The organism is Streptomyces sp. sk2.1 (assembly GCF_008120935.1).
Taxonomy (GTDB): domain Bacteria; phylum Actinomycetota; class Actinomycetes; order Streptomycetales; family Streptomycetaceae; genus Streptomyces.
Genome location: NZ_RDBO01000045.1, coordinates 179,317 through 188,655 on the forward strand (window position 1 = coordinate 179,317; position 9,339 = coordinate 188,655).

The 9,339-nt window shown below is 70.9% G+C and carries 7 protein-coding genes; 4 read left to right on the forward strand and 3 right to left on the reverse strand.

From position 1 onward, the window contains the following. Window positions 1–103: 103 nt before the first annotated feature. Window positions 104–1,249 carry an MFS transporter gene (locus EAO76_RS15940; RefSeq protein WP_148836602.1) on the reverse strand — a complete coding sequence of 382 codons (1,146 nt, stop codon included), beginning with the start codon at window positions 1,247–1,249 and terminating at the stop codon, window positions 104–106. Between the two features lie 125 nt (window positions 1,250–1,374). On the opposite strand from EAO76_RS15940, the gene EAO76_RS15945 reads away from it, so the two are divergent. The 3 genes from EAO76_RS15945 (at window position 1,375) to EAO76_RS15955 (ending at window position 4,759) form a co-directional block, all read left to right on the forward strand. Next, the gene (locus EAO76_RS15945; RefSeq protein ID WP_148836603.1) at window positions 1,375–2,535 is read left to right on the forward strand and encodes a low temperature requirement protein A; all 1,161 of its coding nucleotides are present in this window, start codon (window positions 1,375–1,377) and stop codon (window positions 2,533–2,535) included. 144 nt (window positions 2,536–2,679) lie between these two features. After that, window positions 2,680–3,810, forward strand: a complete 1,131-nt coding sequence (locus EAO76_RS15950; protein WP_148836680.1) for a P1 family peptidase — start codon at window positions 2,680–2,682, stop codon at window positions 3,808–3,810. Between the two features lie 175 nt (window positions 3,811–3,985). Further along, on the forward strand, window positions 3,986–4,759 hold the full coding sequence (locus tag EAO76_RS15955; protein WP_148836604.1) for a DUF6227 family protein: 774 nt from the start codon (window positions 3,986–3,988) through the stop codon (window positions 4,757–4,759). 216 nt (window positions 4,760–4,975) lie between these two features. On the opposite strand, the gene EAO76_RS15960 is transcribed toward EAO76_RS15955, so the two are convergent. Beyond that, window positions 4,976–6,574, reverse strand: a complete 1,599-nt coding sequence (locus EAO76_RS15960; RefSeq protein WP_148836605.1) for an MFS transporter — start codon at window positions 6,572–6,574, stop codon at window positions 4,976–4,978. A 197-nt stretch (window positions 6,575–6,771) separates the two neighbouring features. Here EAO76_RS15960 and EAO76_RS15965 point away from each other — a divergent pair, with 197 nt between their 5' ends. After that, on the forward strand, window positions 6,772–7,734 hold the full coding sequence (locus tag EAO76_RS15965) for a YafY family protein (RefSeq protein ID WP_148836606.1): 963 nt from the start codon (window positions 6,772–6,774) through the stop codon (window positions 7,732–7,734). 215 nt (window positions 7,735–7,949) lie between these two features. Here EAO76_RS15965 and EAO76_RS15970 read toward each other — a convergent pair whose 3' ends face one another. After that, window positions 7,950–8,948, reverse strand: coding sequence for an RNA polymerase sigma factor RpoD/SigA (locus EAO76_RS15970; RefSeq protein WP_148836607.1), 999 nt, complete (start codon window positions 8,946–8,948; stop codon window positions 7,950–7,952). Between the last annotated feature and the right edge of the window lie 391 nt (window positions 8,949–9,339).

Sequence of the window (9,339 nt, forward strand, 5' to 3'; positions counted from 1 at the left end):
GGGTCGAGGGGGACGGCCGTACGGGGACCGGTCGCCGCGCGGGAGTCCGCCGTCGCACGGGGACCGGTCGGTGTACGGGAGCCGGTCGCTCGCGGGTCCGCGGTCACTGGTAGCCCCTCTTCACCTGGGTCAGATAGGCGCTGCCGCGCAGCACCCGCTTGCAGCGCGGGCAGTATTCGGCCCATTCGTCGAAGCCGAGGTCGAGGTCGCGCATGGTGCCGCGAAGGTTCTCGACGTACGGACCGGTGTCGATGGGCTCCTCGCACCGGCGGCAGCCGAAGACCTCCTGGTCCTGCCGGGCGGTGTACTTGAACAGCTGCATGCCGACCGCGGCCGGGCGCTGGACGATGTGGAAGAACTTCCCGAACGGGATGTAGATGAGGGTGAAGACCACCGACACCATGTGGAGGATCGCCAGGAACTCGTATCCGCCGCCGTGCAGGAAGATCGACGAGAAGGTGAGCAGCAGACCGGTCACGGAGATGACGATGAGGGCGATCAGCGGGACCAAGTCGTAGGCGAAGCGCTGGCCGGTGATGGCGCCTCGGTCCTTCATCCGCCGCCACAGGAAGTACGAGGCGCCGGGGATGACGAGCACGGCGGCGATGTCCAGGCCGTGGAACATCAGCCAGCCCAGAATGTTCAGGGAGTCGAACCCGATGATCTTGAAGCCCCAGATGCGCATCTCGTAGCCGGGTCCCGAACCGGTGCCGGAGGTGAAGGTGAACCAGCCCCAGGTCAGCGGGAAGGTGATCAGGGCCGCGAGGACGCAGCCCCAGAAGATCAGCTGGTGGGCGGCCCAGCGGGCGTGGGAACGGGCCCCGAGGAACTTCTGGAAGCCCAGATAGGTGGCGATCATCCGGGGCAGGGCGGTGGGCGCCTTGCGGAAGTTGGCCGCGGAGAAGAAGCTCCGCCACCCCTGCCTGAACAGGCGCCGGGCACCGGGGGCGGAGACCCAGACCGTGTAGCGGTAGGCGACGCCGAAGGCGAGGAAGACGGTGGCGACGGCGTACGGAAGGAGCGCGGAGTCGAAGTTCTCCAGCAGCCGACTCCCGAACACGATCGCGAGGATCAGCAGGACGGAGACGAGGACACCGGCCGCGGTCGCGCGCGCCGTGACGGACCGGGACCCGCCGGTCCGGGCCCCGGTGGTCCCGGCCGACCCACCCGGCCCGTCCGCCCCGGCGGGCGCCGGGGCACCGGGGGCGGGCCGTTCAACTGCGGCGGAGGCTTCTGGTGGCTCGGTCACATCGTCACCGTAGGGTCGTATATGACGATCAGTCCTGTTTTGCGGATCGGTGGGGTGACGCCGCTCGCCCGTCCGGGGTGCGGCCCGTTCGGCACGGTCGGGCCTCGTCTGATGTGCTGCCTTCCATGCCTGTAATGACGGCTCGCAGCCGCACCGAGAAACATCGCGCGTCGACCCCGCTGGAACTCTTCTTCGACCTGTGCTTCGTCGTCGCCGTGGCCCAGGCGGGCGGGCGCCTGGTCCACGCCGTCGCCGAGGGCCACGCCCTCACCGGGATCGGCGGCTACGCGGCCGTCTTCTTCGCCATCTGGTGGGCCTGGGTCAACTTCAGCTGGTTCGCCTCGGCCTACGACACCGACGACCCGCTGTACCGGGTCGTCACGCTCGTCCAGATCACCGGTGTGCTCGTCCTCGCCGCAGGCGTGCCGCGCGCGTTCGACGCGGGCGACTGGACGGTCGTCGTCATCGGCTATGTGGTGATGCGGCTCGCCCTGACCAGCCAGTGGCTGCGCGCCGCGCACTGCACCCAGGGCTCCGAACGGCGCGTCGCGCTGCGGTACGCCGTCGGGATCATGGTGGTGCAGCTGGGCTGGATCGCCATGCTGGCACTGCCCGACGACTCCTCGGCCGGGGTCCGTGCCACCGTCTTCGTCGTGCTCGCGCTCGCGGAGATGGCCGTTCCGGCGATCGCCGAGCGGGACCGTTCGACCAGCTGGCACCCGCACCACATCGGTGAGCGGTACGGCCTGTTCACGATCATCGTGCTGGGCGAGACGATCGCGGCGGCCACGGTCGCGGTCCAGGAGGCCCTGGACGAGCACGACGCGCTCGGAGAGCTGCTGCCGATCGCCGCGGGCGGGCTGCTGATCGTCTTCTCCGCCTGGTGGATCTACTTCGCCGTGCCGATCCATGACTATCTGCGCGGCAGCAGGGAAGCGTTCGTCTGGGGATACGGGCACTACCTGATCTTCGGCTCCGCGGCCGCCATCGGCGCGGGCATCGAGGTCGCGGTGGAGGAGGCCGTGGGCAAGGCCCACGTCCCGACCGAGGTGGCCGCCGCAGCGGTGACCGTGCCCTCCGCACTCTTCATGCTGACGGTGTGGGCACTGCACGCACGCCACTTCAAGCGCGACCTCGCGGAGCAGCTGCCCCTCCCCGTGGCCGCGCTGGCCATCCTGGCCTGTACGTTCGCCGGTTCCTGGGCGGTCTTCGCGGCCGGTCTGGTGGCGGCGGTGACCGTGGCCGCGAGCGTGCTGCTGTCACGGCGGCCCGACGCGGCCGGGTGAGCCCGGCAGGAGCGCGAGAAGCACGGGTGACGGGGCACGGAGCACGGTGCACACGACGAGCGTGGAGAGCGTGAGGAGTACGCCATGACGGAAGAACCGCCGAGTCCGGCCCCGGCTCCGGAGTCGTCCCCCGGCCCGGGGCTGATGGGCTCCGCCGACGCGCCGGCCGACGCCCCCGGCCCCCTCGACGCGCTGACCGATGTCGCGGGACTGCGCGTCGGCCACGCGCGGATGGCGGGCGAGGGGGCGCTGAGCGGCACCACGGTCGTCCTCGCCCCCGAGGGCGGCGCGGTCGCGGCCGTGGACGTACGCGGCGGCGGCCCCGGCACCCGGGAGACGGACGCGCTCGATCCGCGCAACCTGGTGCAGCGCGTCGACGCCATCGTCCTGACGGGCGGCAGCGCGTACGGCCTGGACGCGGCGTCCGGCGTGATGGCCTGGTTGGAGGAGCGGGGGCGCGGGGTGCGGGTCGGCCCCGACCCGTCGCAGGTGGTACCGGTGGTCCCGGCCGCCTGCCTCTTCGACCTGGGGCGGGGCGGCGACTGGCGGGCCCGCCCGGACGCCTCGACGGGCCGCGCGGCGGTGGAGGACGCGGCGGGCACGGAGCCGGGTGCTCCGGTCGCCGAGGGGAACGTCGGCGCGGGGGCGGGCGCGCTCGCCGGCCGGCTCAAGGGGGGCGTGGGCACGGCGAGCGTGCGGTTGCCGTCCGGCATCACGGTGAGCGCCCTGGCCGTGGTGAACGCGGCGGGTTCGGTGCTCGATCCGCGTACCGGGGTGCTGTACGGGGAGTACGGCGCGGCCGAACCACCGGCGCACCCGGCGCCCGAGGTCCACCGCGCGGCGCAACGGCGCCTCACCGGCGCCCAGGGCACGGAAGCGGCGCCTCCGCTCAACACCACGCTCGCCGTCGTCGCCACGGACGCCGACCTCACCCGGGCCCAGGCCCAGAAGCTCGCGGGCACCGCGCACGACGGACTGGCGCGCGCCGTCCGCCCCGTACACCTGCTCACCGACGGGGACACCGTCTTCGCCCTGGCCACCGGCGCCCGGCAGTTGGACCCGCGGAACCCGATCGCGCTCAACGAGCTGCTGGCGGCCGGCGCGGACGCGCTCACCCGCGCCATCGTGAAGGGCGTCCGCGCGGCCCGGACCGTCGACGGCGGCCCCGGCGGGGGAAATCACCTCTCGTACAGCGACCTCTACCGCATACCCGCACGCCCCTCGGAGCCTCCGAAACCTCCCGAGCCCCCGGAACCCCGGAATCCGCCGGACTAGTCGGAACATGATCATCCGGTTCCCGACTCGCTTACTGGGTAGGGAAGTTCGGACGAAGCGGCAGGAACCATCCGCGTGCGCCATACGTTTTCATGAACCCGGTCACAATGTCGGACCCAGGGACTACGTTAAGCACGCAGCAAGTAACACGCGGCAACGGCCTGGAGACAGCACCTTGAGCGATCCGTACGAGACAACCGAGCAGCATCTCGACCGACTCATGCGACGGGCACTCAACTCTTTCGACCTGCCCGACAGTACGGTCGAGAGACTCGGTACCGCGCTCGCCCACAGCAGTTCCCTGCACTCCTCGCACCACAGTTCCGTCCTGCACCGTGAGATTCACCGGCATGCGTATCTGCTGTCCGACGGCACCGCCCTCACCCTGTGGGAGCTGGTGCACAGCGGTCCGCGGGACGCGGCGGGTCCCCGCACCGGGCCCGTGCCGTACGACCTGGGCCACCACGAGCTGTACGACGACGAGGCCGATGTCCGGCTCGCCGCCGCCCGGCTGTCCGGCCGCTTCGGCGAGGCCCCGATGTTCGGGGACGAGGGCTCGCAGACCGACCTGGAGGTGCTCACGTTCCTGATGACGGCCCCTCCGGCCCCGCTGCCCCGCACGTACGCCCCGGACAACTCCGCCGACCACGCCCGCCGCGTCCTGCGCCGCGCGGAGAACAGCGACGTGCCGGGCGAGGAGACCGCCGGGCTGCTGCGCGCCGCCTTCGCCCACCACATCACCCAGGTCTTCGGACGGCAGTGCCGGGTCGACGGACGGAACGCCGGATTCACCCTGTACGAGCACGCCTTCCTGCTGCTCGACGGCAGCGAGACGAGCCTGTGGGAGGTCGAGCACACGGCCACGCCCGACGGCCGCCACATGTGCGAGGTGTACGGCGACGAGGCCACCGCGCGGGGGGCGATGGAGAACCGTACGCGCATCGGCTGACCCGGATCCCTGCTCACCGGCCCCGGGCCATGGACTCCGGCCTGCGGGCCCCGGGGCATGAGCCTCGGCTCACGTGCCTCGGACCCGCAGGCCCCGAGCCGTGCCCCTCGGGCCCACGGCCCCGGCCGCTCCCGCGTGAACGCACGGGTGCCCGCACCTGGAGGACGGTGCGGGCACCCGTGCGTTCTTCCGGCGAGGCCCCGGGGCTCGTACGGCTCAGGACGTCAGCGCGGGCTCCTTGGCGAGCCCCGGGCCGTCCGCCGCCCCACTCCCCGCCGCGTCCACCGCATCTGCCGCATCCGTCATGTCCACCGCATCCACCACATCGTCGCCGCCCTCCACGTGCTGCCGCGGCCGTGCGGGCAGCGCGAACATCACGAGGAAGATCACCGCGAGCACCCCGGCCACCCACCACAGCGAGTCCCGGAACGCCTCCCCGAACGCCGGTCCCACCTGCTGCGGCTTCAGCCCGTCCCCGATCGCGCCGAAGAAGACGACCGAGACCAGCCCGAGCCCGAGCGCGTTGCCCATCTGCTGCACGGTGTTGATCAGCCCGGACGCCGAGCCGGAGTGCTCCTTCGGCACCTCGGACAGCACCGCGTCCGTCAGCGGCGCCACGATCAGCCCCATGCCGACCCCCATGACGACCAGCGGCAGCGCCATCTGCCAGGACGCGATGCCCATGCCGTACCGGTCGGACTCCCAGATGTAGATCAGCAGGCCGGTGATCATCAGCAGCGCACCCGCCTGGAGCACCTTCCGCCCGAAGCGGGGCACCAGTTTCTGCACGGAGATCCCGGCGGCGAACGACACGGCGACCGAGAACGGCACACCGGTCACCCCGGCCCGCAGCTCGCTCCAGCCGAGCCCCATCTGCATGTAGAGCGTCCAGACCAGGAAGAAGATCCCGAGCCCGATGCCGAAGGTCAGCTGCACGGCGATGCCCGCGGCGAAGCTCTTGACCCGGAACAGCGACAACTCGACCAGCGGCGAACCGTCCTTCCGCGCCTTCGCCCGCTCGAACACCACGAGCGCCAGGAACACCAGCAGGCTGCCGGCCATCGACGCGTACCCCCACAGCGGCCAGCCCAGCTCGCGTCCGCGGGTCAGCGGGTAGATCAGCATCAGCATGCCCAGGGTCACCAGGGCGACGCCGATCAGGTCGAGCCGGAGCGCCTTCGGGGCCTTGGACTCCATGATGAACTTCCGGCCCAGGAGCAGGCCCGCGATGCCGACCGGCAGGTTGATCAGGAAGATCGGCCGCCATTCGAGGCCGGCGATGTTCCACTCGGTGAGCAGCGCCCCCAGCAGCGGTCCCGAGACGGCGCCGAGGCCGACGATCGCGCCGAAGAGCCCGAAGACCTTGCCCCGCTCGTGCGCCGGGAACGTGGCGTGCACGATCGACAGCACCTGCGGGACCATCAGCGCGGCGGTGCCGCCCTGGAGGATGCGGGAGGCGACCAGCATCTCCGGGCTCGCCGCGAAACCACAGAGCGCGGAGGCCAGGGTGAAGCCGCCGATCCCGATGAGGAAGACCTTCTTGCGGCCGTATATGTCGCCCAGCCGGCCGCCGGTGATCAGCCCGGCCGCGAAGGCCAGGGCGTATCCGGCGGTGATCCACTGGATCGAACTGAACGAGGCGCCGGTGTCCTCCCGGATGCTCGGGATGGCGATGTTGACGATCGTGACGTCGACCAGGTCCATGAAGGCCGCGGTCATCACGATGGCGAGCGCGAACCAGCGTCGCCGGTCCGACGGTGCCGAGGGCCCTGCGGGCCCGGATGCCGCGGACGGCAGAGATGTGGAAGAAGTCATGGGAAGAAACTAGAAGTCCATTAGGACAGATCGTGACCCAATGGGCGAGCATCCTGAGGAGACCGCAGGACCGCCCCGACCGCGAGAACCAGGAACCACGGGAACCAGGGGATCACGGGAACCAAGGGACCACCGAGACCACCGAGGTCGCCGGAGTCCCGCCTCAAGACCGCCGAGACCGGCAGAAGGCTGAGCCCATGACCGACACCCCGGCACGACTGCTGAACCTGTTGTCGCTCCTCCAGACGCCCCGCGAGTGGCCCGGCAGTGAACTCGCCGAACGGCTCGACGTCAGTCCGCGCACCATCCGCCGCGACATCGACCGGCTCCGTGACCTCGGCTACCCGGTCGAGGCCACACGCGGATCGGTCGGCGGCTACCGGCTGGTCGCGGGCACCGCCATGCCGCCGCTGCTCCTCGACGACGAGGAGGCGGTGGCCATCGCGGTGGGACTGCGGGCGGGCGCCGGGCACGCCATCGAGGGGGTGGACGAGGCGTCCGTACGGGCCCTGGCCAAGCTGGAGCAGGTGCTGCCGTCCCGGCTGCGGCACCGGGTCTCCACCCTGCAGAACGCGACGATGCCGCTGACCCGCGGCGACGGTTCGACCATCGATCCTCGGACGCTGACCGTGATGGCGTCGGCGATCACCGGGCGGGAGCGGCTGCGGTTCGCGTACCGGGCGGGCGACGGCGCCGAGACGAAGCGGGAGGCCGAGCCGTACCGGCTGGTGAGCACGGGGTGGCGCTGGTACCTCGTCGCGTACGACCTGGGCCGTTCGGACTGGCGCACCTTCCGGGTCGACCGGGTGAGCGAACCGTTCGCGACCGGGGCCCGGTTCGCGCCGCGCGAGCTGCCCACGGGGGACGCGGCGGAGTTCCTCGCCGGTTCCATCGCCCGGAGCCGGCCGGAGATGGAGGTCGACGTGAGCTTCGCGGCACCGGCGGAATTCGTGTCCGCGCGGCTGCCGACCGCGGTCGGCCCGCTGGAGCCGACCGGCGGGAACAGTTGCCGACTGCGGGCCACGCTGGCGGACTCGCTGGAGTGGGTGGCGGTCCGACTGGCGCTGGTGGACTGCGAGTTCACCGTGCACGAGCCGCCGCAGCTGGTGGACTACCTGGACGGCCTGGGCGCCCGCCTGAGCCGCGCGGCAGCCCGGTGACGTACCGGACCCGGGCGCGAAAAAGCCGGCGCACAGGCCGCGAAGAGACGGGCACGGAGAAACACGGAGAAGCGGGCGCGGAGAAACACGAAGAGGAGAAACACGAAGAGGCGGGCGCAAAGAAATGAGCCCCGGCGCCAGGGGGGGTGGGCGCCGGGACTCAGCTTCAGGGGGTCACGCGAAGTGACCCATTTCGGAGGTTACTGGACCAGAGCTCACGCCGCAGCGTCAAAACCCGTGTCGTGAGCCATTCGCTTCAATTCGAGCAGCGCGTGCTTCTCGATCTGGCGGATCCGCTCCCGGGTCAGCCCGTGCTGCTTGCCCACCTCGGTGAGGGTCCGCTCGCGGCCGTCCTCGATGCCGTACCGCATGCGGATGATCGACGCGGTGCGGTTGTCGAGCTTGCCGATCAGGTCCTCCAGCTCCTCGCTGCGCAGCAGCGTCAGCACCGACTGCTCGGGCGACACCGCGGAGGTGTCCTCCAGCAGGTCACCGAACTGCGTCTCGCCCTCGTCGTCCACGGACATGTTGAGGCTGACCGGGTCGCGGGCCCAGTCCAGGACGTCGCTCACGCGCTCCGGCGTGGAGTCCAGCTCGGCGGCTATCTCCGTGTGCTCCGGCTCGCGCCCGTGCTCACGGTTGAACTCGCGCTGCACCCGGCGTATCCGGCCGAGCTCCTCCACCAGGTGGACGGGGAGCCGGATCGTACGGGACTGGTCGGCTATGGAACGGGTGATGGCCTGACGGATCCACCACGTCGCGTACGTGGAGAACTTGAAGCCCTTGGCGTAGTCGAACTTCTCGACCGCGCGCACCAGTCCGGCGTTGCCCTCCTGGATCAGGTCGAGCAGGGGGAGCCCGGCCCGCGGGTAGCGGCGGGCGACGGCAACGACGAGCCTGAGGTTGGAGCGGATGAATACGTCCTTGGCGCGCTCGCCCTCGGCGACCAGCGCCTCCAGCTCCTCGCGCGTGGCTCCGCCGGCTTCGCTGTCCACCGCGCCGTCGAGTATCTGCCGGGCGTAGACGCCCGCCTCGACGGCCTGCGACAGCTCGACCTCCTTCGCGGCGTCGAGCAGCGGCGTACGCGCGATCTCGTCCAGGTACATGCCGACCAGGTCGCGATCGGCGATCTCTCCGCCCGCGGCGCGAACACTGCTTGCCCGGTTGGTCCCACCGGTGGAGGACGAACGACGGGCGACGGCACGGGTTGCCATGCGTGCTCCCTTGCTGAGTAGGTCGCGACACCCTTCCGGGTGCCCTGCATCCGATGGAAACAACGACTGGAATCCGGACAGAATTCCCACGCATGGCACTCATTTTCGTGATCATGCAGTACCCTGTGCCGCCACAAGGGCGTGCGAGGGTCGAAAAGCCGGGCAGAAGCGCAGGTCAGGCCGGGCATCGGGGGCGATTCGGTGACGCTCATGGACATCCATGGCCATTACGCGCGTGAGACCGCACTCACATCCGTCGCCCCTCTCACACCCGAACGGTGGCCGCCGCGATCGCGTTCCCACCCCGAAGACGGCCACCGTTCGGGTGTGAGAGGGGCGACGGATGTGAGTGCGGTCTCACGCGCGTAATGGCCATGGATGTCCATGAGCG